The organism is Kitasatospora azatica KCTC 9699 (assembly GCF_000744785.1).
Lineage (GTDB): Bacteria > Actinomycetota > Actinomycetes > Streptomycetales > Streptomycetaceae > Kitasatospora > Kitasatospora azatica.
This window is the reverse complement of the sequence record NZ_JQMO01000003.1, coordinates 211218-234461: the sequence shown is the minus strand read 5'-3', so window position 1 is coordinate 234461 and position 23244 is coordinate 211218. Positions and strand designations below refer to the sequence as shown.

20 protein-coding genes are annotated in these 23244 nt (G+C 71.7%); 5 read left to right on the top strand and 15 right to left on the bottom strand.

Annotation, left to right across the window (positions count from 1 at the left end; genetic code table 11):
• Window positions 1–91: 91 nt before the first annotated feature.
• From BR98_RS12195 to BR98_RS12165, 7 genes are all read right to left on the bottom strand, one after another.
• The gene (locus BR98_RS12195) at window positions 92–1507 is read right to left on the bottom strand and encodes a sensor histidine kinase (RefSeq protein WP_035844315.1); all 1416 of its coding nucleotides are present in this window, start codon (window positions 1505–1507) and stop codon (window positions 92–94) included.
• Window positions 1504–2232, bottom strand: a complete 729-nt coding sequence (locus BR98_RS12190) for a response regulator transcription factor (protein ID WP_035844313.1) — start codon at window positions 2230–2232, stop codon at window positions 1504–1506. The genes BR98_RS12195 and BR98_RS12190 overlap by 4 nt, the downstream gene beginning before the upstream one ends.
• A gap of 98 nt (window positions 2233–2330) precedes the next feature.
• Window positions 2331–2951 (bottom strand): ATP-binding protein, encoded by a 621-nt coding sequence (locus BR98_RS36255; RefSeq protein ID WP_051969694.1) that lies wholly within the window; start codon window positions 2949–2951, stop codon window positions 2331–2333.
• A gap of 67 nt (window positions 2952–3018) precedes the next feature.
• Window positions 3019–4332: a hypothetical protein gene (locus tag BR98_RS12180; protein WP_198042207.1), complete on the bottom strand. Its 1314-nt coding sequence runs from the start codon at window positions 4330–4332 to the stop codon at window positions 3019–3021.
• A 313-nt stretch (window positions 4333–4645) separates the two neighbouring features.
• A complete protein-coding gene (locus BR98_RS36250) occupies window positions 4646–6244 on the bottom strand; it encodes an FAD-dependent oxidoreductase (protein ID WP_051969693.1) in 1599 nt (532 codons plus the stop codon).
• Window positions 6244–6963 carry a ferric reductase-like transmembrane domain-containing protein gene (locus tag BR98_RS39255; RefSeq protein ID WP_051969692.1) on the bottom strand — a complete coding sequence of 240 codons (720 nt, stop codon included), beginning with the start codon at window positions 6961–6963 and terminating at the stop codon, window positions 6244–6246. The genes BR98_RS36250 and BR98_RS39255 overlap by 1 nt, the downstream gene beginning before the upstream one ends.
• A gap of 227 nt (window positions 6964–7190) precedes the next feature.
• On the bottom strand, window positions 7191–8135 hold the full coding sequence (locus BR98_RS12165) for a hypothetical protein (RefSeq protein WP_035844311.1): 945 nt from the start codon (window positions 8133–8135) through the stop codon (window positions 7191–7193).
• A 429-nt stretch (window positions 8136–8564) separates the two neighbouring features.
• On the opposite strand from BR98_RS12165, the gene dacB (BR98_RS12160) reads away from it, so the two are divergent.
• Together dacB (BR98_RS12160) and BR98_RS12155 are read left to right on the top strand one after the other, a co-directional pair.
• Complete coding sequence (gene dacB, locus BR98_RS12160; RefSeq protein ID WP_063774783.1) at window positions 8565–10160, top strand: D-alanyl-D-alanine carboxypeptidase/D-alanyl-D-alanine endopeptidase; 1596 nt, start codon at window positions 8565–8567, stop codon at window positions 10158–10160.
• Window positions 10161–10321: 161 nt separating this feature from the next.
• Window positions 10322–11263 carry a hypothetical protein gene (locus BR98_RS12155; RefSeq protein ID WP_035844309.1) on the top strand — a complete coding sequence of 314 codons (942 nt, stop codon included), beginning with the start codon at window positions 10322–10324 and terminating at the stop codon, window positions 11261–11263.
• Window positions 11264–11402: 139 nt separating this feature from the next.
• Here BR98_RS12155 and BR98_RS41995 read toward each other — a convergent pair whose 3' ends face one another.
• Window positions 11403–13205 carry a S53 family peptidase gene (locus BR98_RS41995; protein WP_063774782.1) on the bottom strand — a complete coding sequence of 601 codons (1803 nt, stop codon included), beginning with the start codon at window positions 13203–13205 and terminating at the stop codon, window positions 11403–11405.
• Between the two features lie 259 nt (window positions 13206–13464).
• On the opposite strand from BR98_RS41995, the gene BR98_RS12145 reads away from it, so the two are divergent.
• Window positions 13465–13776, top strand: a complete 312-nt coding sequence (locus BR98_RS12145) for a hypothetical protein (protein WP_035844308.1) — start codon at window positions 13465–13467, stop codon at window positions 13774–13776.
• A gap of 54 nt (window positions 13777–13830) precedes the next feature.
• Here the strand turns inward: BR98_RS12145 and BR98_RS12140 are convergent, their stop codons facing one another.
• The 7 genes from BR98_RS12140 to dacB (BR98_RS12110) all read right to left on the bottom strand — a co-directional run bounded on the left by BR98_RS12140 (window position 13831) and on the right by dacB (BR98_RS12110) (window position 22005).
• Window positions 13831–15399: a flavin-containing monooxygenase gene (locus tag BR98_RS12140; RefSeq protein ID WP_083976511.1), complete on the bottom strand. Its 1569-nt coding sequence runs from the start codon at window positions 15397–15399 to the stop codon at window positions 13831–13833.
• A gap of 130 nt (window positions 15400–15529) precedes the next feature.
• Window positions 15530–16363 carry a M55 family metallopeptidase gene (locus tag BR98_RS12135; protein ID WP_035844307.1) on the bottom strand — a complete coding sequence of 278 codons (834 nt, stop codon included), beginning with the start codon at window positions 16361–16363 and terminating at the stop codon, window positions 15530–15532.
• Window positions 16351–16833, bottom strand: a complete 483-nt coding sequence (locus BR98_RS36240) for a hypothetical protein (protein WP_051969691.1) — start codon at window positions 16831–16833, stop codon at window positions 16351–16353. Before BR98_RS36240 ends, BR98_RS12135 begins: the two co-directional genes overlap by 13 nt.
• A gap of 8 nt (window positions 16834–16841) precedes the next feature.
• On the bottom strand, window positions 16842–17795 hold the full coding sequence (locus BR98_RS12125; RefSeq protein WP_035844305.1) for an ABC transporter permease: 954 nt from the start codon (window positions 17793–17795) through the stop codon (window positions 16842–16844).
• Window positions 17788–18714, bottom strand: coding sequence for an ABC transporter permease (locus BR98_RS12120; protein ID WP_035844303.1), 927 nt, complete (start codon window positions 18712–18714; stop codon window positions 17788–17790). Before BR98_RS12120 ends, BR98_RS12125 begins: the two co-directional genes overlap by 8 nt.
• A 49-nt stretch (window positions 18715–18763) precedes the next feature.
• Window positions 18764–20356, bottom strand: a complete 1593-nt coding sequence (locus BR98_RS12115) for a peptide ABC transporter substrate-binding protein (protein WP_051969689.1) — start codon at window positions 20354–20356, stop codon at window positions 18764–18766.
• Between the two features lie 80 nt (window positions 20357–20436).
• On the bottom strand, window positions 20437–22005 hold the full coding sequence (gene dacB, locus BR98_RS12110; RefSeq protein WP_051969688.1) for a D-alanyl-D-alanine carboxypeptidase/D-alanyl-D-alanine endopeptidase: 1569 nt from the start codon (window positions 22003–22005) through the stop codon (window positions 20437–20439).
• A gap of 356 nt (window positions 22006–22361) precedes the next feature.
• Between dacB (BR98_RS12110) and BR98_RS12105 the strand changes: the two genes are divergently transcribed.
• Together BR98_RS12105 and BR98_RS42285 are read left to right on the top strand one after the other, a co-directional pair.
• Window positions 22362–22868 carry a hypothetical protein gene (locus BR98_RS12105; protein WP_035844301.1) on the top strand — a complete coding sequence of 169 codons (507 nt, stop codon included), beginning with the start codon at window positions 22362–22364 and terminating at the stop codon, window positions 22866–22868.
• A gap of 127 nt (window positions 22869–22995) precedes the next feature.
• Window positions 22996–23121 (top strand): hypothetical protein, encoded by a 126-nt coding sequence (locus tag BR98_RS42285; protein WP_324606706.1) that lies wholly within the window; start codon window positions 22996–22998, stop codon window positions 23119–23121.
• Window positions 23122–23244: the final 123 nt, after the last annotated feature.

Below are 23244 nucleotides of genomic sequence, written 5' to 3'. Positions count from 1 at the left end.
CGTGCCGGACATTCGAAGTCAAGACCCGGTGCGGGTCTGTGCGAGGAATGACCGGGCGCCTAGCTGACATATTGTCAACATGGCTTTTCCCTTACTGATTCAGTCTGTTTCTCTCCGCGGCCCGCCGATGCCGGTGGCGCCAGCGACCGCCGAGGGTGCGGCGCGGATCCGAGGCCAGACCGAGCGCCACCTCCACCCGCGCCCCTCCCAACTCGCTGCGCAGCACCCGTACCCGGCCTCTGGTCGACTCCGCCGCATTGCGGGCGATGTCCAGCCCGAGACCGGTGGACCCGCCGGTGCTGACCCCGCGCGACAGCGCGTTGGCCGGGTCCTCGATGCCGGGACCGGCGTCCTCGACCACCAGGACGACGCTCTGCGCCGTGCGCTGCACGCTCACCGCGAAGCCCGTCCGCTGGGGCGTGTGGCGGAAGACATTGCCCACCAGGGCGTCGACCACGGCGGCGAGGTCGTCCTCCCGCAGCCGAACCGGCGTCGGTTCGTCGGTCGCCTCGAACGTGCAGGCCCGGCCCTGCTGTTCGGCCAGCACCGACCAGAAGCCGACCCGGTGCCTGGCCAGTTCGGAGGCCTGGCACACCTCGCCGGACCGCTGCCCTGCACGGGCGCTGCCGACCTCCCGCGCGCCCGTGCGGCCGTCGGCGCTCATCGACCTGGTGGACAGGGGAGTTCGGGCGGCGAGGATGATCGAGTCCAGTTCGGACTCCAGGTGATGGATCGCGGCGGCCACCCGGGTGGCGCCCTGGACCGGGCCGATCCGCTCGGCCGCGAGCTGCAGCGCCGTCAGGGGAGTCCTCAGCCGGTGGGACAAGTCCGCGACCAACTCACGTTCGGTCGCGAGGAGTTTGGCGATGTGGTCAGCCATGCTGTTGAAGGCCAGGCCGGCGGCGTGCAGCTCCGGGGGCCCGGTCGGCTCCACCCGCACATCCAGATCGCCCGAGCCGAGCGCCGCCGAGGCCTCGGAGAGTCGGCGGGAGGCGCGCACCACCCGGGCGGCGAGACGGTCGGCGACCAGGACGGAGCCGATCACCAGGGACACGGCCAGCAGGGACATCACGGTCCATGCCCTGGCCACCCCTCGGGTCAACTCGGCCTGCGGGACGAACTCCTCGATCACGGCCACCCGGTCCTGGTCCAGCAGCACGGGCTGCAGGTACGCCCATCCACCCGGGACGGAACCGGTCACCGGCTGCCGATCACGGACCGCGCGGCCGACCATCGCCTCGGCCGTGCGGGCAGTGCCGACGACCCGGCCGTCCGGCAGGTGGACGGCCAGCCGGGCGGACGTGTCCAACTGGGCGACAACGCGTTCCAGGTCCGCAGGCCGGGCGGAGAGTGCCAGGGCCGGCACTGCCGCCGCGGCGCGCTGTTCGGCGACGAGGGTCGCCTGGGTCTGCACCTGGGTGCGCAGCAGCAGGGCGAGCGGGACCAGGAAGGAGACGGCGACCATGGAGGTGACCACCAGGGCGACCATGGCAAGGGTGGCTCTCACGGGGGCGATACCAGCTTCACGCCGACTCCGCGCACCGTGTGCAGGTACCGCGGCCGAGCCGCCCGCTCACCCAACTTCCGCCGCAGGCAGGACAGATGAACGTCGACGGTCTGCTCCTCCACATACGGTTGGCGCCACACCTCGGCGAGGAGCTGTCGCTTGGAGACGACCCGTCCGGCGTTCCGGGCCAGGAAGGCCAGCAGGTCGAACTCGCGGCGGGTCAGCGCCACTTCCCGGCCGGCCAGATGGACGGTGCGCGCCAGCGGGTCGATCCGCAGCTCGCCGGTGACCATGGGGGCATGGCTCGCACCGGGCCCGCCGCCCGGCCTCCCCATGCCGCCCAGCCCCGGAGTGGCGGACGGATTGGCGCAGCGCCGCAGCACGGCGCTCAGCCGGGCGATCAACTGGCCACCGGAGAACGGCTTGACCAGGTAGTCGTCGGCTCCTGCGTTGAGCAGTCTGATGATCTCGGCGTCGTCGTCGCGGGCGGTCGCCACCAGGACCGGCACCTGGGACAGGCCGCGGATCATCCGCAGCGCGTCGGCGCCGTCGATGTCGGGCAGACCCAGGTCCAGCACGACGGCGTCCGGCTGCCACTGGGTGATCTCGCGCAGCGCGCCGAACCCGTCGGGAGAGCTGCGGACCAGAAGCTGATGACTGGTCAGGACCTCTATCAGGGAAGTTCGAATCGCGGGGTCGTCCTCGACGACCAGGACAGACGTCATGGCGCACACCGTAGCCGACTTCCCGGCCACGTCCAGCCTCTCTTCTGCCGGTAGCACCAAGCGAATTGGGCCGGTGGCCGGGAATGCCGTGCGGAAGCTCAGCGGAACCTTAGGTGTTCGTTAAAGGCTTTCGCAGCACGGGATTCCAGCCGCCCGGAACCGTAGTGTGCTGCGGACCGGACCGCCGGTGTGGTGGCCGGCGTGTTCTTCGACGTCGTGTCGGACCCGAGTCGGGACACCGCTGGTCCGTCGGGTAGGGCGCCACGGGTGAGCGCGAACCAGGCCGCCTTGCCCCGGAGGTCCGCCCGGAATCCCCAGCGACCGCGCGAGAGGGCGTTGACGACCTGCAGGCCCCGGCCGCTCTCGGCGAGGGCGAGGATCGGGTCGCCGAGCTCTGCGCCCCCGCCCGTCGCTATGGCAGGGCCGGCTCGCCCCACGGACGCGGGCGGATGCCGGGGGTCGCTGTCATGGACCTCGACGAGGATGGCGGCCTGGGTGAGGACCAGCACCACCCGGCAGGGCGTGATGGCGTGGCAGTGCGCGTTGGCGGTGAGTTCGGTCGCCATGACCAGGGCGTCCTGGAGCGTGTCCGGGGGGACGCCCAGGCCGCTCAGCGCCTTGTGCAGACGGCGCCGGACCTGGGCCGTGGGGTTCGGCTCGGCTGCGCCCCAGGAGTACAGGGTGCGGCGGGAGTGGGCGACACGGCGTTCTGCCGGCATGCCATGACCTCTCTCTGCGAAGCGGCCTGATCCTTGGCGAACCCGTCTCCGGGGGCACAGCCGCGTGTTACCTGCCGGTCGGGCTGGGCGCGGTGCTGGGCACGGTGGTGGAGGTGGCGCTGGGCCTGCCGGGCGTGCTGGGCCTCGGCCTCGGCGGCGGGGTGGCCTGTGGGCAGCCGAGGCTGGTGAGCGAGGCGCTGAGCCGCTGGGTCAGGAAGTCGAAGAGGCTCTGACCGGCCTGCGGGGACGCGGCCTTGGCGGTGAACGGCCGGTCGAGCCTGATGCGCTGGGCTCCCAGGGCGGCCAGGTCGGCGCAGTACGCCTGGGGATCGCCGTTGGCGGCGGCGCTGACCGCGGGCTGGTCCACCCCCGCTCGGTAGAGGTCGGCCTTCTGGCGGCTGTGCTTGCCGTTCTCGGTCACCATGGGGTCGTTGAGCGGGACCAGGGCGATCGGAGCCGTCTGGAACTTGGCCGCCTGGAGTTCGTCGAGTGCGAGCGCGGTGACCTTGCTGCCGGGGTCGGCCAGGTCGGGGGCGGTCCACGGGGTGCAGCCCAGCGCCGGGTCCTCGAAGTCGACCAGCAGCAGGTTGTCGCTGCCGTTGAGCAGCGCGGTGGTGTTCCGCATCCGCCGTCCGCCGCCCAGGGCAGCGGAGTTCTTCGCGGTCTTCTGCGCGGTTCTGCCCTGGGCCGTGGCCAGGTACTCGGTGGTGACGTTGTCGCTCTGGTCCTGGTCGACGAGGCCGAAGTCGCGGGTGGTCGGGCAGGGCTTGCCGTCGCGTCCGGTGCCCAGCGGCGGGACGAGGAGCCTGCCCGCCCCTTCCGCGGTGTTGGCCGCGGCGAAGAAGGCCGGGGCGTTGCAGTAGGCGAACTGGCCGAAGGGCTGTCCGCCACGGGCGCCGCCCACGCAGTTTCCGGCCCGGGTCTGGCCCTGCACCGAGAGCGTGGCGCCGTTGAAGCCGAACCAGATGCCCACCACGGCGTTGGCCGGCAGGGTCGGAACGACGGGCGGGATCGCGGCGGTGGTTCCCTGGTCGACGACCAGGGGGTTGTAGACGGCCAGCGCGCCGGTGGCCGGGTCGAGCACGGTGGCCTGAACGAAGGCCGACTGGTTGGGATTCGACTCGTGGCAGGCACCCTGAGCGGGATTGGTGGCCGTCAACTTGTAGGGGGTGGCCAGGCCTTGGGCCGTCAGCGGGTTGGCCGGCACGGTGAGCGTGCAGTTCGGGTTGGGCTGGGCCGGCGGCGGCGCGGTGGCGGCGAACGACACGCCCAGCAGAGCGGCACCCGTGGTGAGGACACCACCGAGGCCGAGGCTGAGGACGACAGTCCGCCGGCGTCGGCCGGGGGACCGATGCCTGGTTGACGTCCGGGACGAGGTCATATGGGGGCTCCCCACTGGAGGGACGATGCGCCGACTCCTGGTCGTGTCGACACTGGAGGGAGGGCGTCGGGGGTTCTGCCGGACGCCCGGTGCGACGGCTGCCCGATGCTGCTGCTCTCGGGTGCCGGTGCGTTGCCGGGGGGCATGGGTGGGGCGGTCAGCAGGACCTGGAGGTACAGGCCCGTGGTCCCCGCCATCACGGCGGCGACGAACGGCCAGCGGGCGTTCCTGCGCGCGGGTAGGCTCAACAGCCTTCGCAGGGTGTCGCCGTGCTGGGTGGCGCGGCGCTTGCGATGAGCTGTGCGGTGGCCCATCAGCGCCGCCCGGCACGGGCCGTGAGCGCTCCGACCAGCGAGTCGGTGCCGCCAGTACGGCTGAAGTGGCCGAACTGGCCGAAGTGGCCGATGCGGTCACGGTAGTCGAGCAGCTGACGCGGCATGTCGAAGGCCACGGCGGCCACGGTCTGGGCGCCTCGTGCGGTGTCGCGGTGGTAGGTGGCGACGAAGCATTCGGAGCGCAGCGATCCCTCGACGATCTCGATCCGCTCGCCCAGCCCGGGCATGCCGACCGCCTGGAGTCGAGTCCCGTGCTGTTCCGACCAGAAGCGCGGTACCGGAGTGAACTCCGCTGCCTGCGCCGGGCCGTGGAGCAGCGCGTCGGCGGCGTGCTGTCCCATCTCGACGGCGTGGATGAGGTGTTCCACCCGCCGGGGTGTGGAGTCGAACCGAACGTTGGGCCAGCGCGCCACATCGCCGGCGGCGACGACCTCGGGCAGCGGACGACCGGTCAGATCCACGGCGTGACAGGTGGCGGCGCAGAGGACGCCGTCGGCGATGTCGAGTCCGCTGCCGTGCAGCCACTCGGTGCGCGGCACGCTGCCCAGGCCCAGCACGACGAAGTCGGCGTTGACCACCTCTCCGTCGTCCAGCCGAAGGCGCAGTCCGGAGCCGCTGTCGGTCCATTCGGTGATCCGGGTGCTGAGCCGGACGTCGACCCCGGCCCGGGCCTGGATGCGCCCGACCACCGCCCCCAGCTTGCTGCCCAGCACCCGCCTGAGCAGCGGGGCGCTGTGCACGACCAGGGTCACGTCCATGCCCTGATCCCGTGCGGTGCAGGCGAGTTCGCAGCCGACGAAGCCGCCGCCGAGGATCACCACGTGCTGGGCCCGGGCCGCCTGGATGGCTTTCCTGACCACGGCCGCGTCCGCGAGGGTGCGGACCGTGCGGATCCGGTCGCTGACCACCGGGGTCTCGGGCAGCCGCCTCGCGTCGACACCGGTGGCGATCACCAGCCCGTCGTAGGACAGCCGTTCATCGCCGCGCAGCTTCAGCGTCCGGCGCTCCGTGTCCAGCCCGATCAGGTGACTGCCCAGCAGCCAGTGGGCGTCGAGGGAGCCCTCGGCCCGGAACGTGAGGTCCTCGCCGCCCAACTCGCCGGCCAGGAACTGCTTGGACAGGGGCGGCCGGCTGTAGGGCGGGCGGGTCTCCTCGCCGACCACCACCAACTCGCCGTCGAAGCCCCGCTCGCGCAGCCTGCTCGCGGCGCTGAGCCCGGCCAGCCCACCCCCGGCGACCACGATCCTCCGGTAGTCGTGGAGGCGCGCCGTGCGGTTTCGGGAACGGCGGGAGCGGCGGGAACGGTGGGGATGGCGGGCGGCGGCGGGAGACGCGCCGCCGCTGATCGCGATGGCCTGCATCGGGCAGCAGCGGACCGCCTGCCGCGCCGCGGCCGCGAGGTTCGCCGGTACGTTGCCCGTGTAGTGCAGCGCACCGCTCTCGGAGATGCGGAAGACCTCGGGCGCCTCCTGTTGGCAGATCCCGTAGATGTGGCAGCGGTTGTTGTCCACGCTGACCTTGACCGGTTCGCTCTCGGGGACAAGGCCGGGGACGGGCCTCTGGGTCGGAAAAGTCATCAGTTGGCATCCACATGACTCGGGAAGGATCGCTGGTTGAGCCTTGAGCGCGAGGGGAGGACTCGAATGAGGAAGGCCAGCAGGCAGGACAGGAAGCCTGCCGCGACTCCGATCGCGGCGGGGTTGATGTGGCGCGGCTCCGGGTGCACGGTGAAAATGTGCAGCCAGATCAATCCGAATGCGACATAGGAGAGTTGGTGGAACCTCAGCCACCTTCGATAGCCGAGTCGTCGTTGCAGCCACACCGAACATCCGGCTGCGACGGCCAGTTCCGTGCCCAGGATGCCCAGGCCGACCGGAACCCGTTGCCGGCCGCCGGTGAAGGGGACGAGGAGGTGGATGACGTCGATTTCCCACACCGGCTGGTAGGTGAAGGTCACGCCGTGAATGGCGCCGAAGATCAGCGCGGAAAGGGCGACGGTCATGTGCGCCCCGTACACCGTCCCACGATTGACGGTGCGTTGGAAGTAGCGCATCCGGAGCACGATGCCGAGCACGATCGTGGCCGCCATCAGCACATAGGAGATGAGCGCGGCCAGTCGAGCGATCTTGTGGACGCCCATGTCGTACGGTATCCGCTGGTCGTAGGCGTCCAGCGGGGAACCCGGGATGGGACCAGCGGCCGCCGCCGGCTGCATCGCCAGCACGGATATCGCGAAGGCGAGAAGCACAACCACCAGTACCAGCAGGCCGGTTCCGAATCGTGTTCGCTGGGTCATGGATTTCAGGCTCCGTGGTTTCCTGCGCGCATGCCGAGACGGGGAAGTGAGATCGACGCGTCGGTCCTTCGGGGAAGGGCCGGCACCGATCGTATGGTCACTTCGGCACGGGAATGCGGGACTGCGGGAGCCTCTAACCAACCCATAAGGTTGTGCTGACTTCGGTAACCGGCGGCGCGCCGGCTGCACGGCGGGCCTGGCGGCCGCCTCGGGGGCGGCCCGGCTGATCAGCGTATGGCCTGGGCCTGCCAGTGAGTGAAGGACTGCACCGGTTCGCCGTCCAGGGACCACGGCCACGGCGTGACCGTTGCGCCGACCAGCCGGAACACCTCGCCCGCCTCCTGCAGACGGCCCGCCTGCACCAAGGCGTAGGCCAGCAGGTTCAGATCGGCCAGTGCCGCCGCGTGCTGGAGCCGGCCCGGCGTGGTCCAGCTCTGGAACGCCTGTTCCAGGCCGGCGGCCGTCCGGGGGTTGGTCCACTGCCGCCGCGCCAGCAGCGCGTCGACGCCACCGCGGGCGACCGTCCGGTGGTGCTGCTCGACCACCAAGGTCAGCTCCAGGCCCGCGGTCGGCGTCGTCTCCGGCATTCGCGCGCGCACCGAGTCGACGAAGTCCAGCTGCTGGCCGTACGAGCCGCACTCCTCCGGTGACAGGTACCCCAGCATCTGCAGGTGGGCCTCGCGGTGCCAGGAGTCGCGGGCGGTCAGCTCGCTCCAGACCTGGAACACCTCCTGCTGGTCACTGCGCAGCAGCCGCAGGATCCCGAGCAGCACCACCCAGGGCGTCGGATCGTTCGGCTGGAGCTCGGCCGCGCGATAGCAGTTCTTCGCCACCGACCGGGCGTTGTCCATCCCGCCGGCCGCCCGGCCGCGCACCCGCTCGACCCACGCCTCGAAAATCAACGGATTGGCACTCTGCGGCCGCCACGCCCGCCAGGACTGGGCAAGACCGGAATGGGCCGAGGCCGCCGCCAGTACCCCGATGCGATGCGAGCGACGGTCCCAATCCGTGCCGGCATCCTGAATCACCCGCTCGACCTGGTCGACCTGAATTTCCCTCAGGCCCGGCGTGGGAGGCGAATCCAGTTGCTTGCGCACGTTGCCGAGCTTGCGGTCGTCGAGTTCGGGGAGCAGGCGCGGGCCGGAGCCCCGAAGCCTTTGGAAGAGCGACACCCGCGCAGCTTAGGGGTACCGCGAGTGTTCAGAAAGGTCTGCGATGGAATCTCCTCCGAACCGATATCCGGGGAATGATTCCGGTGACATTACCGGCTCGTACCGCGATCTCGGACCGGTCGAGGTGCCGATTCCCGGTTAGGCGGTCCGGTTGGCGACGAGGCGGCCTGGGGGGCTCAGGCGGACGGCCCGCCCAGAGTTCGACCGTGACTCATATGGGTGCTTACCTTCGACCGACCGAATGATTTTCACATCCCGCGCCGTCAGCACACCGCGCAACAGCCTCGCCCCCGGAGTCCGCACACCTACCATGCGCCGTGAGTGCCCTGCACAGCGGGGCTTCCGACTCAAGAAACGGCTGGGCGAATGAGATCAAGGATCCGTGGTCGGCTTCGGGCCTGGGCCACCGTCGGCGTCACTCTCGCGGTCGTGGCGGGTACCGCCGCCGCCGCACCTGCGGACAACCCGCACGGCGACCTCGGGCCCGACATCACGGCGATCATGAACAAGCCCGCGTACAAGCACGCGCAGTGGGGGCTGCTGGAGATCGACCCCGAGAACGGGCGGGTCGTCCACTCCATGTACCCCGACCAGTTCTTCATGCCGGGTTCGACCGTCAAGCTGATCACCATCTCCGGCGCCTGGCACGCCCTCGGCCCGGACCACCGCTTCACCACGCCGGTGAACGCGATCGGCCACCTCAACGGGTCGACCCTGACCGGGAACCTGGCGCTCGTCGCCCAGGGCGACCTCACCATGGGCGGCCGGACCAAGCCGGACGGGTCGGTCGACTTCACTCCCATCGACCACACCTATGCCAACGACATCCCGGGCGCCACCCTCACGCCGGAGGACCCGCTCGCCGGCCTGGACCAGATCGCCCACCAGGTCCGCGACTCGGGCATCACCACGGTGGACGGCGATGTCGTCATCGACCCGCGGCTGTTCACGCCCCCGCCGATCAACCCCCAGCCGACACCCCTCATCATCAACGACAACCTCATCGACCTGCTGAGCACGCCGACCTCCCCCGGGCAGACCGCCCAGCTGAGCTGGCGCCCGCAGGTCGCGCCGTACCAGGTCACCTCCAACGTCCAGACGGTGGCGGCCGGCGGCAGCACCGACATCCAGGTCTCCGCGTCCCCTGACGGCACGAAGATCACGCTCTCCGGCACGATCGCCGCCGACGCCAAGCCCACCCTGAAGATCTCCCAGGTCCAGGACCCCAACGCGTTCGGGCGCACCGCCCTGATCGAGGCCCTGGCCCGCGCCGGGGTCACCGTCACCGCCCCGCCGACCGGGCCCAACCCGGACAGCACGCTGCCCGCCTCGTACACCGGCGATCCCCAGGTGGCCGCCTTCGTCTCACCGCCGTACCGCGAGTACGCCAAGCTGATCCTGAACGTCAGTCACAACCTCGGCGCGAACCTGGCCCTGTGCAACATGGCCGTGAACGTCGGCAGCCACAACTGCTTCGACGGCTTCCCGGTCATCCACGACTTCCTGACCAATACGGCCAACGTCGACCCGACCCAGTTCCAGCTGGCCGACGGACGCGGCGACGTCCCCGTCGACCGCGTCACGCCCGCCGGGCTCAACCAGCTGCTCGCGTACTGGCTGCGCACCCCCGACGCGGACGCGTTCCGCACCTCACTGCCGATCCTCGGGGTGTCGGGAACGGGCGCTCTCTACTGCAACACCGACGCCTGCCCGGCCAAGGGCAAGGTCTTCGCCAAGCCCGGCACCATCATCGGCTTCGACGAACTCAACCAGCAGCTCGCCATCAACGCGCAGACCTACGCGGGCTACCTGCAGGCAGAGGACGGCCACCTCTTCACCTTCTACGTCGGCGTCAACGGCGCGGCCGCACCGGACATCCAGGGGTTCTTCGACGTCAACGACGACGTCGACCAGATCGCCGTCCTCCTCCAGCAGGAGGCATGCGCAGGTCACGGCGCCGGCCGTTCGCACCACAAGGCCGTCACGTCCGCGAGTAGACCGCCCTCCCGGAGCATTCGTCCGTAACGCGATCCGTACGAGGCTCCCGGGCGTGGTTGAGCGAGCTGCCACGCGTCTCGACCAGCCAGCCAGGGAGCCTCGTGTGCCGCAACCGACGACGGGACACTGGGCCCCGGTCCCCGAGGCGTCCTTCCCCGGGCTGTGGGTAGCGTTCATACTCGACACTCGTGGAAGCGGTGAGGCGGCAGACGCTCGACCGGGAACTGGCGCACGCGATGCGGACCGGGCCGTTCTCGGCGCTGCTGCACCTCGCGATCGAGGCCAGTGCCCTGACTCTGGATGAGTTGCAGTACCGGCTGACGGCCCACGGAGTGCGCGTCTCGGTCTCGACCCTCAGTTACTGGCGCCGGGGGCGGAGCCGTCCGGAGCGGCCCGAATCGCTGCGCGCCGTCCATCTGCTGGAGAAGATCCTCGACTTACCCGAGTACGCCCTGACGGGTCAGCTCGGACCACGGCGCCCTCGCGGCCGCTGGCTGACCCATCCGGCCGGCGGACTGGACCTGTCGGCGGCCTACGGCGGCGGTCCCGAGTTCGACGCGCTGCTGAACGACGTCGAGACCCCCGTCCACAACGGCCTGACCCGCCTGAGTGTCCACGACCTCTACTCGGTCGGGCCGACCCGCGAAGAGGTCGGTCTCACGACGCGCGCGGTGCTGCGCGCGCATGAGAACCGGATCTCCCGGTTCACGGTCACCTACCGGCAGGAGGATCCCGCCTCTCGGGCACCTCGGCTGCGGGCTGTGCGCGGCTGCCGGGTCGGGCGGGTCCGGGCCGACGCCGCGGCCGGCTTCCTGGTCGCCGAACTGGTGCTGGACCGGGTGCTTGATCGCGGCGACACGGCGGTCGTGGAATACGAGGCCTCGGACATGGCCTTCGGCGAGGTGGACTACTACTACCGGGTGTTCCCGGCGCCGGTGGGCGAGTACGTGCTGCAGGTGCAGTTCGACCCCGCGGCGGTGCCGGCCCGCTGCTGGCGCTATGAGCGCAGAGTGGTCCCGGCGCCGGACCGGCGGGTGCGGGAGTTATGGGTCGGCGGGACCCAGTTGGCCCATGTGGTCGCCCTGGATGTGTCGCCGAGCGTGCTGGGCATGCGTTGGGAGTGGGACTGAGCGGACCGAGCCGGAGCGCGATGCAGCGCGATGGAGCGCGGAGGCCGCCGGGCCCGGGACGGATCCCGGGCCCGGCGCCACGCTCCGGCGCCTGTGAGGCGAAGCGTTCAGTCCGACCGGCGCGCTGAGCCTGGACCGGTCAGAACACCTGATAGGTGAAGGTCGTCGTGCCCGTGCCGCCCCGGCTGTCGGTCGCGGTGACGGTCACCTGGAAGGCGCCGCTCGCGGCCGGGTTGCCGGAGATCCGGCCGCCAGGGGTGATCGAGACGCCGGCCGGCAGGCCGGAGGCGGTGAACGTCAGCGGCAGCCCGGCGCTGTCGGTGGCGCTGATCTGGATGACCGGACCGTAGTACCTGGAGGCGTACTGGGTGCCGGGGTTGTTCACGGTGACGATGCCGCCCCCGCCGGTCCCGGTGACGGTCAGGGTGTAGGTCATCGAGTGGGCGGTGCTCCCGGCGGTGCCGGTGACCGTCACCGAGTAGTTGCCGGCCGGCGTCGTCGCGGCGGTGCCGATGGTCAGGGTGGAGCTGCTGCCGGCGGTGACCGAGGCCGGGCTGAAGGTCGCGGTCGCGCCGGAGGGCAGACCACTGGCGGACAGCTGGACGCTGACCGCGGAGCCCGAGGTGACCGCGGTGGAGACCGTGGACGTGACCGACTTGCCCTCGACGGCGCTGCCGGAGGTCGGGGAGAGCGACACCGAGAAGTCGTTGGTCGGCGGCGGCGGGGGGTTCCCGGCCTTGAAGGCGTCGATGCCAGTCGGGGTGCCGAGCCCGGTCGGGCCGTCCCAGCCGGTGCCGGCGGTGCAGATCGGTGCGCCGCAGGGCCCGTTGGTGCCGGAGGTGACGTCGTTGAACTTGTCGGCGTGCGAGTAGGGGTAGGCGACCGGGTTGTCGCTCGCGCCCGGGACGCCGGCGAGGGCCCACATCGACGAGATCACCGGCGTCGCGAGGCTGGTGCCGCCGTACTGGAGCCAGCCGGACTGGCCGTAACTGTCGTAGATCGCCAGGCCCGTGTTCGGGTCGGCGACGGCCGAGACGTCCGAGGTCGCGCGCTTGGCGCAGGAGGTGTTCACGCTCTGCTGGTAGGAGGGCTTGGCGTAGGTGCCCGAGCAGCCGCTGCCGGTGCCGAGCGCACCGGCCGTGCTGCTGCCCCACACCGTCTCGGTCCAGCCGCGGGTGCTGTTCGCCTTCCGCAGCGAGGTGCCGCCGATGGCGACGACGGTGGGCGAGCTCGCCGGGTACTGCGTGTCGGCGCCCGACTTGCTGCCGTAGTCGCCGGTCGCCGCGGCGATCATCACGCCGGGGTGGTTGTAGTGGGCGTCGGTGCCCGACGGGACGTCGGACTCGGAGTCGGAGTAGCTGTTGGAGACGAACTTGGCGCCGAGCTGCACGGCCTCGTCGACGGCCGCGCCGAGGTTGACGTCGAGGTTGTCGTCGGACTCGACCAGCAGGATGTGGCAGCCGGGGCAGGCCGCGCTGACCGCGTCCAGGTCGAGGGTGATCTCGGTGCCCCACCCGGTGTCCCCCTTGGGGTAGGAGGTCCCGCCCCGCTGGTTGACCTTCTTGAAGCAGCCGTTGGCGGTGGTGCACGCCGACAACCCGTACTGGGCCCGGTAGGTGGCCAGGTCCTGCTCGGCGTTCGGATCGTCGTAGGCGTCGACGATGGCGACGGTCTGGCCGCTGCCGGGGTTGGTGCCGAGGCCGTACGCGGACTGGATGTCGGCGGGGCCGTAGCCGTTGGGCGCGGCCGGCTGGGCGGCACCGGACGTCGCGGCGCCGACCAGCTGGATCGCGTTGCAGTGGGCGTACCCGGCCTGCGCCGTCGCACAGGAGGCCGGGACCAGTTGGGGCGTGGGCGCGGCCGCAGCCGGCCCGGTTTGGACTGCCGCTCCGGCCGCGGCTATGACGATGATCGCCGCGCCGCTGGGGAGGATCCGTCGCACTGAGAACTCCTGTTCGCTGGGTTCATCGCGGGGCGCTTCGCAGGCGCCGCCGTGGGGGTAAAGGCAGCGTCGGGGCTCAAGGCCCTGATGAGAAGGCTGTTTCACAGGCGTGCGGCGGTTCGTCTGTCAAAACTGTGGAAGGGGCCGAATACTTCGAAACGACGGGAGCGGTCACGTCCCGGACTGACGGCCTCACAGACTCAAGTTCAGTAGCATGTCCGGTATGGCAGGTCGGAATTGGAAGCAGATCTCGGGCCGTGTGATCGCCTCGGAGATCGCCCGTGTCCTCGGCGGGAGCGGGTCCGGCTCGTCCACGACACAGTGGAAGTACGTGGTCGAGTACCGGGTGGACGGCGGCGAGCCGCAGCGGGTGGAGCTCAAGCAGGTGTGGGGACTTCTCGGCAAGAAGATGATCAATCCCCCCACGGGCCACGACGTTCCGCTGCTCCTCGACACGACCTCCGGCAAGGTTCGGTTCGACGTGGACCATCCCGCGATCAACTTCAAGGCGATCTACAAGGCTGACAAAGCCAAGCGCGACGCCGAGTTCAGGAAGAAGCTGAACGGCTGACCGGTGCGGGCGGGAGGCCGGCCCCAGCCCGCGCGGCTTCGGGGCGCTCCTGCTTCAAGGGCGGTGCGCTGTGCCCGCGTTGGGGGAGGGCATCGGGGTGGGTGTACGGCCGGCTGAGGGGTGCCAGGCGTAGGCGGTGGGGTCGAAGTGGCTCAGGTGGCGGGTGAGTCGTCCGGTGGACCAGGGCCAGGCGAAGGTGTTCCGGCCGCTCGGGCTGAAGTAGTAGCTGGTGCAGCCGCCGGAGTTGTACACGGTGGTCCGCAACGCCTGCTGCACCGCCTCGTTGTGCGCGGCCTGGGTGGCCGGCCGGACCTCCAGGGCGCGGTGGCCGGTGCGGTCGAGGTGGGCCAGGGCGGCGGTGAGGTAGGTGAGTTGGGCTTCCAGGACGGTGATCGCGGAGGTGGAGCCGCCGAGCAGGTTGGGGCCCAGGAGCAGGAACAGGTTGGGGAAGCCGCTGACGGTGGTGCCCAGGTACGCCTGCGGTTCGCCGCCCCAGGTGTCGTGCAGGGTCTGGCCGTTGGTGCCGTGAAGACTCCGGGCCAGCGGCAGTTCGCCCATCCGGAAGCCGGTGGCGGTGACGAGGACGTCAGCCTGGGCGACAGTGCCGTCGGCGCCGAGGATCTCGTTGCCGCGTACGGCCGTCACGGCGGTGGGGTGCAGGCGGACGTGCGGCTGGCTGAGGGCCTGGTAGAAGGTGCTCGAGGTCAGCAGGCGCTTGCAGCCCAGTCGGTAGTCGGGCGTGAGTGCCTGGCGCAGCTGCCGGTCGCGGACCGCGAGCCGCAGATGGGCGCGGGCCCCCGTTTCGAGGAGGCGGGCGAGCCGTGGGTGGCGGAAGGCGTAGCCGAAGCCTTCCTGGAGCGCGTACTGGCCGGCGCGCAGTGCGCCTCGGGAGCCGGGCAGGTGGTCCAGGACCTGGTTGACGGCCGCGGGTACGGGCAGGTCGGGCTTGGGCAGTACCCACTGGGCGGTCCGCTGGAAGAGGTGCACGGCTGCCGCCCGGGCGGCGACGGCGGGGACGAGCTGGACGGCGGAGGCACCGGTGCCCACCACGGCCACCCGACGGCCCGTCAGGTCGATGCTCTGGTCCCAGCGGGCCGTGTGGAGCACGGGGCCGGCGAACTCCTCGATCCCGGGGACCTCGAGGCGGCGCGGGACGTGCCACTGCCCGGTGGCGATCACCAGCACCGCGGCGCTGTAGGGGCCGTCGCTGGTCTCCAGTAACCAGCGCCCGGCCGCCGGATCCCACCGGGCTCCCCGCACCTGCACCCCGCAGCGCAGCACGCTGCCGAGTCCGTGCTGTTCGGCCGTCGCCCGCAGGTAGGCCTGGATCTCCGGCTGTCCGGCGAACACCCGGCTCCAGGCGGTGCGCGGGGTGAACGAGTAGCTGTAGAGCGTCGAGGGGACGTCGCAGGCGCAGCCCGGGTAGGTGTTCTCCCGCCAGGTGCCGCCGAGTTGCGAGGCCTCCTCCAGGACGAGCAGGTCGCGCACCCCGGCCCGGCGCAGCCGGATGGCGGCGCCGATGCCCGAGAACCCCGCGCCGACGACCAGGACGTGCACCTGCTTCCCGGCCCGAGTGGTCTGTGCCGGGATCACGGCGTTGGTCCGCAGGTCGGTCTCGTTCATCGGTGCCTTCTGACTTCCGCAGCGCAACAGGGCGACTCCGGCGGGCGTAGAGACCGTCGGAGTCGTGTCTGGAGAACGAAGCGGAGGCCGGGAGGTCACCTGCGGACCGGCGAACACCCGCCGTCAGTCGTCAGCCGTAGTGCGCCTCGGCAGCGCCGTTGGCGATGGCGCAGCAGATCTTGAAGGTCAGGGCGGCCCTGGTCGGGCTCGGCGCCGTGAAGGCGACGGTGCACGGGCCGATCTGTTCGACGGTGGGAATCAGCGCCACGGCCGCGGCCTGGTGGGTGGCGTGGAAGTCGATCTCGAAGCGGTGTGGGCCGCTCACCGGCTCGGGGCGCCCGCGCCGTCGGTGGTCGGCCATCGCCTGTTCGGCCCGCTCGCGGATGAGCGCGGCGCTGCGCTCGGGCGGCAGGCAGATCGCCGCGTACCGGCTGACGCACTCCTTGACGGCCGCGGTGCGGGCGCCGGGCGCCCACTGGGCAGCGGCGGCGCAGGTGAGGTCGTCCCCGGTGACCAGGATGACCGGTACCGCGTGGTCGGCGGCCGTCAGCGCGTTCATCCGCCCCTCGTCGGCGTGCTCGCCGTCGATCCGAAAGCCCGTCAGGCCGGCGCCCAGGTAGGTGTGGGCGAGCACGCCGTGGACGCCCGCACCGGTGTGGTAGCCGAGGAACACCACGGCGTCGGCGTCCTGGACGCCCTGCATCATGCCGAGCGGCTTGTGCCGGCCGGTGAGCAGCCGGGCCCGCGGGTCGAGGTCCTCCAGCAGTACGTTGCGCTGGGTGTCGTGGGCCTCGTTGACGACCACGTCCTCGGCGCCGCCGGCAGCCAGGCCGGCCACGCAGGCATTGACGTCGGAGGTGAGCATCCGGCGCATCCGGTCCCAGCCGGGTGTGCCCGGGACCACGTCGCCGGGCCAGGTGGTGCCGGTCGCGCCCTCCATGTCGGCGGAGATCAGCACGCGCACGGGAGGTCCTCCTGTCGGGGCGGAAGCTGACGGGGTGCCAGCGGGGTTTCCAGCAGGGTGAGCGTGGTGCCGGACGGCCCGGCCCGCAGCTGCGCCAGGCTGCCCAGCGGGACGGTGAGTTGAAGCGGTCCGTGGCCTGCGGGCAGGCCGGTGGCGACGGGGATGCCCAGGCCGCCGAGGCGATCGGCGAGGACCGCCTGCACCTGATCGGCCGGGCCGCAGTCGGTGAAGTCGCCGAGCACCAGGCCCGCCGCCCGGCCGAGCACGCCGGCCCTGGTGAGTTGGGTGAGGATGCGGTCGAGCCGGTACGGCTGCTCGCCGGTCTCCTCCAGGAGCAGCAGGCAGCCTTCGGCAGCGGGCGCGGCGATCGCCACCCGGTCGCCCGGACCCAACCGCGGGGGCACCCGGTGGGAGGAGGCGGCGGAGGGGGCGGCGGCCGGTGGTGGGTCGACGGGCTGAGTGTCTGGCATGGCGGTCCTCATCTCAGCTTCGGGTCGTAGGCGTCCCGGACCGCGTCGCCCAGCAGCATGAAGCTCAGCACGGTGGCCGACAGGAACAGGGCCGGGAACAGGAGCAGGTGCGGGAAGTCGAGGAAGTACGCTTGTGCGGAGTTGAGTTGGAGCCCCCAGGAGATCGCCGGATACTGCAGTCCGACGCCCAGGAAGTCCAGCGTCGCTTCTGCCGAGATGACGTTCCCGACGTTCAGCATGGCGACCACCACGACGGGTGTCACGGCGTTGGGCAGGATGTGGCGGACCATCAGGCGCAGCGGTCCGGCGCCGGTCGAGCGGGCGACCTGCACGAAGTCGGCGTCCTTCACCGCGATCACCTGGGCGCGCATCAGCCGGGTCATGGTCGTCCAGCCGAGCGCCACCAGCACGAGCGTCATGGCGCCCAGCCCGTGGTCGGGGAAGGCGACCAGGACCACGGTGGCGCCCAGCACGAACGGCAGGCCGAAGAACACGTCGGTGGCCCGGGAGAGCAGGCCGTCGATCCAACCGCCGTAGAAGCCGCCCAGCAGCCCGAGCAGGACGGAGAGCGCCAGCGCGCCGGCGGTCACCGCGAGGCCGATGACCAGCGAGGGACGGCTGCCGCGGATGGTCTGGGCGAGGTAGTCGCAGCCCTGCACGTCGAACCCGAAGGGATGCTGCCAGCTCGGCCCGACCCGGGAGTCGGCCAGCTCGCAGCGTCCGCTGTCGTGGGTCAGCAGCGCGATGAACGGGCCCGGGAAGGCGGCCGTCACGGCGAGCAGCAGCAGCACGCCCGCGCAGGCCACGGCGGCCGGACGGGCCGTCAGCTCGCGCCAGCCCTCCCCGCCCGGCCCGGCCGAGCGCCGGTGGCGCGGCCGGTGGCGCCAACGACTCCGTGGCGGTCGCGGGGCGGGCGGCAGCAGCTGCTCGGCGGGGGCGATCACCGGTGGCGGGCTAGTCATGACGGATCCTCGGGTCGAGCACGCCGTAGAGGATGTCGACGGCCAGGTTGGCCAGGCAGAAGACCAGCACCAGCACCGTGGTGATGCCGACCACGGTGGGCCCCTCGTGCAACTGGATGGCCTGGAAGACCTGTTGGCCGATGCCCGGCAGGTTGAAGATGTACTCGGTGACCACGGCCCCGGCCAGCAGCGACCCCAGCTCGACGCCGAGGAAGGTCGTCACCGGGATGAGCGAGTTGCGCAGCGTGTGCCGGACGACCACGCGGCGGCGGGACAGGCCCTTGGCGCTCGCGGTGCGCACGTAGTCGCTGCGCAGGTTCTCCAGCAGCGAGGAGCGGGTGAGCCGGGCGACGTAGCCGACCCCGAAGGAGGCCAGCACCAGGCCGGGAAGGAGGTAGGAGGCCGGCCAGCCGGCTTCCACGCCGGAGACGGGGAACCAGCCGAGCCGTACGCCGAGCACCAGTTGGGCCAGGTAGCCCAGGATGTAGACGGGTACGGCGACCACCAGCGTGGTCCCGGCCAGCACCGCCTTGTCGGCCGGTCCGTCCCGGCGCAGCGCGGCCCACAGGCCGAGGCCCACCCCCAGGACGGCCTCCAGGAACCAGGCGGTGAGGCCGAGCCGGAGGGTGACCTGCCAGCGGCCGACCAGCGCGTCGGCGACCGGCTCACCGGTGAAGGTCCGGCCGAGGTCCCCGCCGAGCAGACCGCGCACGTACTTGGCGTACTGCAGGAACAGCGGGTCGTCGAGGTGGTAGCGGTGGTGCAACTCGGCGAGCACGGAGGGCGGGACGGGGCGGTCGCCGGCCAGCCCCTGGATCGGGTCGCCGGGCAGCACGAAGACGAGCGCGTGGATCAGGAAGGTGGTGGCCAGCAGTACCGGGATGGCGTACAGCAGGCGGCGGGCGAGGTAGCGACCCATCAGCTGTCCCTTCGGCCGACGTTCGGGGTTGGCACGGTCTTCGGCGCCTTCAGTGCCGCACGGTCACCTGCTCCAGATGGAGTCCGGCGACGTACGGGTCGAGCAGGATGTTGCCCACCCGGCCGCTCCAGGCGGTCTGGTCCTGCCAGTTCCAGAGCGGGATCAGCGGGAGGTCCTGGAGCGCGAGGTCCTCGGCCCGGTGGTAGCAGGCGATGCTCTGCTCGGCGGTGGCGGCGGCGTCGCCGAGGGCGAGTTGCTCGTCGAAGCCGGGGTTGCGCCAGCCCGTGCGGTTGCCGTGGCCGAGCAGGCCGGCCAGGTAGTTCTGCTCGCTGGGATAGTCGGCGACCCAGTTCTGCCGGTAGGGCCCGGTGGCTTTGTGGCCGCTCAGGAGCGGGGCGAGATCGGCACCGGACATCGTGCGGAACGCGATGTCCCGGATGTCGAGGTTCTGGCGCAGTTCGTTGGCCACGGCGGTCATCCACTGCAGGTACGTGGGGTCGGAGTTGGCGAAGTACAGCTCCAGCGTGCCGCTGAAGCCGCCCGCCTGCCGCAGCAACTCCCTGGCCCGGGCCGGCTGGTAGCTGCAGGTCTCGCCGCAGGCGCCGGCCCGGTGACCGGGGATGGTGGCGCCGACCAGCGAGTCGGCCGGGGTGAACACCTCGTTGTAGATGGCCCGGGTGATGCCCTTGCGGTCGATGGCCATCGAGATCGCCCGGCGCACCCGCGGATCGGCGTAGCGCTGGTCCCACAGCGGCAGCCCGAGGTAGTCCATGGTTCCGCTGGGCTGGACGGAGTAGTGCCGACCGAAGGTGCGCTTGGCCTCGTAGGCGCGGGCGGCGGGCACGTTGGTGACGAAGTCGATGTGGCCGGCGCGCAGTTCGGTGAAGGCGGTGTCCTTGCTGGTGAAGATCCGGAAGTGGACGGCGTCGGCCATCGGGGGGCGGGAGCCCGTGTAGCCGGTGGCCCGCCGCAGGTCGATCCGCTGGTGGCGCTGCCAGCCGCCGTCCATCTCGAACGGGCCGTTGCCGATCGGGTGCAGGTCGAAGCCCTCCGGATCGGCGAACGCGGCCTGCGGAAGCGGCGCGAAGGCCGGAAAGGCGAGCAGCATCGGGAACTGGCTGAACGGGGCCTTGAGGGTGACCCGCAGCGTGGTGTCGTCAAGCACCGTCAGACCGCTCAGGTGGCGGGTCGCGGGTGCGTGGCCGTCGGTCGGGTTGAGGTCGTCGTAGCCCTCGATCTGGGCGAAGTAGGAGTTGGCGTCCCAGCCGCCCGGGCCGTAGGCGGCGGCGTCCCAGGCGGCGGCGAAGCTGCGTGCGGTGACCCGCTCGCCGTTGTGGAAGGAGGTGTCCGGGCGCAGCGACAGGGTCCAGACCCGCTGGTCGTCCGTCTGCACGGACCGGGCCGCCAGCGGGACGGGGTGGCCGTCGTGCGGGTCCAGGGTGACGGGGGTGTCGAACAGGCCCTCCAGGACCTGCAGCGCGTAGCTGCTGGTGGTGCGGCCGGGGGTCAGGTGATCGGGTTCGGTGAGCGCGACCGAGTAGGCGCCGCCCGGCACCGCCGGGACGTCCCGCTGGTCGTCGGCGGCGCCGCGCGCGCAGCCCGCCAGGGCGGCCGCCGGCAGCGCCAGTGCCAGCAGCGTCACCAGCGCCGCCCGACTGCGGGTGGGGCGGTTACGAGCGGGCCGACGGCTACGAGCAGGCCGGCGCCGGGCGGGCCGTCGGCTCAGCAACGCGCGGCCGCCAGGCAGGTGGCCTCCCAGTCGTGGGTGGCGCGGTGACGGTCGCCGCCGTTCTCGGACGGTGGCGCCGCTGACGCGCCGTCGGAGGCGAGCCGGACCACGAACGCGTCGATGACCGGTCGAGGGGTGTCGCCGGCGAAGTTGTTGAGCAGGATGCTGAAAGCGAGCGTGTGCCCGTCCGGCCGGTCCAGGTAGCCGGCCAGCGCGTCCACCCCCGTCATCGACCCGGTCTTCGCGTGCACCCGCCCGTCGGCCGGTGTGCCGCGCAGCCGGTTGGTGAGGGTGCCGCCGACCATCCGGCGCGGGTCGCCGGCCACCGGCAGCGCGTCGTACCAGGTGGCGAACCAGGGCTGCTGCCGGGCGAACCGCAGCAGTGACACCAGCCGCTGACTGGTCATCAGGTTCTGCCGTGACAGCCCCGAGCCGTCCACCTGCCGTGCGGCCGTCGGCTCCAGCCCGCTGCGGTGCAGGAAGTCCCGGACCCGGTCGAGCCCGGCGGTCCAGCTGCCGGACCCGGCCCGCACCCTGCCGATCTCCTTGACCAGGTGTTCGGCGATGCCGTTGTTGCTGAGCTTGAGGAAGGGCACCATCAGCGCGGAGAGCGGCGCCGAGTCGTGGGTCGCCAGCACGACGGCGTCCCCGGGGGCCTGACCCTCCCGCACCCCGCCGCGCACCGTGACGCCGTGGCGGGCGAGGGCCGCGGTGAAGACCGTGGCGGTGAGGCGGGCCGGGTCGTCCACCGCGACCCACTCCTCGGTCGGACCGCCGGCTGCGGGGAGGCTGCCGGTCAGCACGATCTCGTTGCCGCCCGGCCGCCGGTCCACCCGCACGGTGTCCTCGCCGCCGGCCGCGCCGGTGTCTACCCGCCCGCTGACCCGCACCGGCGCCTCCGGCGGGGTGACGCGCACGGCAGCCGGCCGTCCGGGCGACGCGTCGGGAGTCAGCGTGAGCCGGACGGTGCCCACGTCGTCGTCGCCGTCGGTGGTGAGGGTGAGCGCGGAGATCTGCGGGCTGTAGTAGGCGGCCTGGTCGTCCCACGCCCAGTTGGCGCCGAGCGGCACGGCGTCGTAGCGCGAGGCGTCGGCCAGTACGGCGCCCGACACCTCGGCGATCCCGGCTGCCGCGACCTGCCCGGCCAGCGTGTCCAGATCGGCGGGCAGCAGACTGGGGTCACCACCGCCATGGAGCACGAGGTCGCCGTCGAGGGCCGCCCCGGTGCGCGGCCCCGCCGCGAGCACCTCGGTGCTGAAACGGTGGTCCCGGCCGAGCAGGTCGAGCGCGGCGGCCGCGGTGACGGTCTTGAGCGTGGACGCCGGGAGCACCAGCGCGCCGGGCGCGCGCTGGTAGCGCACCTCGCCGGTGGCGGCGTCCGTGACCAGGACGGAGACTGCGGCACCGGTCAGGCGGGGGTCGCCGAGCAGCCGGTCCAGGTCCGCGGCGAGGGGATCGGCGGCCGGCAGGCTCCGGGGCGCCGAGCCGGAGCCGGTGAGCAGCAGCGCGACCAGGACGGCGGCGAGCGGCGCGGCCAACTGCCGGATCGGAACGCTGCGCACGGCGCCTCCAAGGGGCGAACGGGTTGCGGGACGAGCCGGTGCCACCGGCGGGACTGCCGGCCGGGCCCGCCTGCCCAGCTGCGCCGCCGACTCCCGCCTTCGCGCCGACTGACCCCACCTTCGCGCCGGCCGCCCGTGAATCGGCGGGTGCTGACCCGCGCCCGCCGAGAATTCCCCCGCACGGCCGACAGTCTGACGCGGCGCCAAGCCTCGGGCCGGCACCTGGATCAGGTACCGGCCACCGGCCCGAGGCGTGGCGGGTTGGTGCGCCGCTTCTGTCGGACGACCTGACCGTGCCGAGGTTTTGAGTACGCGTACTCAGGACGTCTGGATGCCGCCTCTGGGAGCCTGGCGCCATGACTGTCGACGACAGCACGTCCAAGGCGCCGCCGCTCGAAGGCGCGCGCTATGCCGTGACCCGCGCGGCTGCCGCCGCTTTGGCGGGAGCCGCATGCGGCCTCGTCCTGGCGTGGCTGCTGGCAAGCGACGCACAGTGCGAGGCGAGCCTGCAGGCGCAGAAAGGTTCGGGGTTCGGCTGCTTCGGCGGGGCCATCGCCGTTTCCGTGTTCCTGCGATTCCTCAGCTTCCCGGTGGCGTGGCTCGTCCTGCGCTGCCTGAATGTGCGCCCGGCGTGGGCGGTGGCGCTGCTCGGAGCCCTGGTCTCGCCCTCGACCTTCGTCCTGGCCGGATCCCTCCTCGGCGAGCGGGGCTCCTCCGCACCCGTCTGGTTCGTGGTGTCCGCCTTCGCGGTGTCTTACACGTCCAGCGCACTGCTGGTGGCCCCGCGTCTTCGGCTTCCCTACCGTGCCGTTGCCGGTGTGGTCATGCTCGGTGTCGTGGCGGTGGCGCAGCCCTGGTTCTAGGCAGTGCACCGGTGGTGGCATCAACTGAACAAACCCGCCACCGTCGGACGGCGCGGCTACGGCGACCGCCTCCCCCCGCGAACGGCAGGTGGCCGAGCTGCTCGCCGGGAACGCCACCAACCAGTAGATCGCCGAGGTCCTCTTCCAGTCCCCGAGGACGGTCGAGCACTACGTCGCCAACGTGCTGCGCAAGCTCGACACCACCCGGAGGGACATCGGCGCCAAGCTGTCCCGGGACAAGGCAGCCGACTGAGGTCGAATCGAAGAAGGTCAGCGCACCTAAGCCCGTTGACCCCACGTCAGTTTCCCACGCCGGCTCCCCGGGTCAGCCAGGAATGAACATGCAGCCCAGGACGCCCGCCCCCGCGTCCACCAC

Coding starts and splice junctions, on each gene's coding strand:
- BR98_RS12190 (WP_035844313.1), bottom strand. CDS start 2,232: ATGACGTCTGTCCTGGTCGTCGAGGACGACCCCGCGATTCGAACTTCC.
- BR98_RS36255 (WP_051969694.1), bottom strand. CDS start 2,951: ATGCCGGCAGAACGCCGTGTCGCCCACTCCCGCCGCACCCTGTACTCC.
- BR98_RS12180 (WP_198042207.1), bottom strand. CDS start 4,332: ATGACCTCGTCCCGGACGTCAACCAGGCATCGGTCCCCCGGCCGACGC.
- BR98_RS36250 (WP_051969693.1), bottom strand. CDS start 6,244: ATGACTTTTCCGACCCAGAGGCCCGTCCCCGGCCTTGTCCCCGAGAGC.
- BR98_RS39255 (WP_051969692.1), bottom strand. CDS start 6,963: ATGACCCAGCGAACACGATTCGGAACCGGCCTGCTGGTACTGGTGGTT.
- BR98_RS12140 (WP_083976511.1), bottom strand. CDS start 15,399: ATGAACGAGACCGACCTGCGGACCAACGCCGTGATCCCGGCACAGACC.
- BR98_RS36240 (WP_051969691.1), bottom strand. CDS start 16,833: ATGCCAGACACTCAGCCCGTCGACCCACCACCGGCCGCCGCCCCCTCC.
- BR98_RS12125 (WP_035844305.1), bottom strand. CDS start 17,795: ATGACTAGCCCGCCACCGGTGATCGCCCCCGCCGAGCAGCTGCTGCCG.
- BR98_RS12120 (WP_035844303.1), bottom strand. CDS start 18,714: ATGGGTCGCTACCTCGCCCGCCGCCTGCTGTACGCCATCCCGGTACTG.
- BR98_RS12105 (WP_035844301.1), top strand. CDS start 22,362: ATGACTGTCGACGACAGCACGTCCAAGGCGCCGCCGCTCGAAGGCGCG.